The organism is Acinetobacter sp. ANC_7682 (assembly GCF_056779795.1).
Window position 1 is genome coordinate 1 of sequence record NZ_JBWYIQ010000069.1, and the last position, 1,238, is coordinate 1,238.

Annotated in this window: 1 protein-coding gene; it reads right to left on the minus strand. The window is 42.7% G+C overall.

Translation table 11 applies throughout. The features are described 5' to 3' along the window. Window positions 1–5: 5 nt before the first annotated feature. Window positions 6–1,165 (minus strand): IS3 family transposase gene (locus AC1M9D_RS13980; RefSeq protein ID WP_087554624.1). Its coding sequence is split into 2 segments (ribosomal slippage): window positions 6–931 and window positions 931–1,165, totalling 1,161 coding nucleotides; the frame shifts between segments, so codons are not numbered across the junction. Between the last annotated feature and the right edge of the window lie 73 nt (window positions 1,166–1,238).

The window sequence follows — 1,238 nt, forward strand, 5'->3', positions numbered from 1 at the left end:
TGATCCTAGACAGTATCGTGGACAACAAATCCCTCTAAATTCTTAAAATATTTCTGTTCAAAGGCTTCTGGGCTTAACCAGCCGTTTGCGGAATGCCTTCTGACCCGATTGTAATAAATCTCAATATAGTCAAACAAGACTGTATTCGCTTCTTTTCGAGTGGCAAACACACTGCCATGGACCACATGACCTTTCAATGTATGAAAGAAGCTTTCGGTCACTGCATTATCCCAACAGTTTCCCCTGCGTGACATACTTTGAACGCAGTTATTCGTCAATAATAGCGCCCTAAAATCACGACTACAGTACTGTGAGCCTTGGTCCGAATGCACCATGACACCCATTGGATACCCCTGACGAGCCATTGCATAATGAAACGCATCACACACCAATTGACGGTCTATTCGATGGCTGGTTTGCCAACCGACAATACGACGGCTGAATAGATCCAGCATCACACACAAATACAGCCAACCTTGCTTAGTACGGATATAGGTAATATCCGTTGTCCAGATCTTATTGGGTTCATTGACCGTAAATTGACGATCCAACAAGTTAGGCGCTGTAGGCAAACGATGGTTTGAATCAGTCGTATACTTGTATTTACGTGCAATCCTGCTACGTAAACCAAGCTTTTTAAGCATTCTTCCAACGGTTCGTTCGCTCATGCTGTAACCTAAATCATGCATGTCATGTACCAATGAAGGTGCACCCAATCGTGCATGATGCTGCCAATATACGGCTTTTAAATCATTATATTTCTGCGCTGGATTGGCCTGGCGTTTTCGCCAGGCATAATAGCCTGAAGTGCTGACACCCAGGCATTGACAGGCAGAAGATACAGTGACTTCATTCACATCCAGATCTTGAATTACCGTGTACTTTTCTTGGCATGATCTGTCAGAAAGTACACATGCGCTTTTTTTAAGATGTCATTGGCTTCCCTGAGCTGTTTGACTTCTTTCTCTAATTCTAAGATCCGCTGTTGTTCTGGTGAAAGTTGACGTTTGCTTGAACCTACTGGATTGGCTTCACGAATCCATTTGTCTAAAGTTGAATAACCCACACCTAATTTCTGGGCGATTGCAGCTATAGGTTCGTGGGAGTTTGAAAGTGCATAATCAATCGCTTGCTGTTTAAATTCAGGACTAAAACGTTTAGCCATTTCTTGAATCTCCAAAGATTAAAGTTACGTTATCTTTAGAGGGACGTGCTGTCCATTATTTTGGCTAGGATCA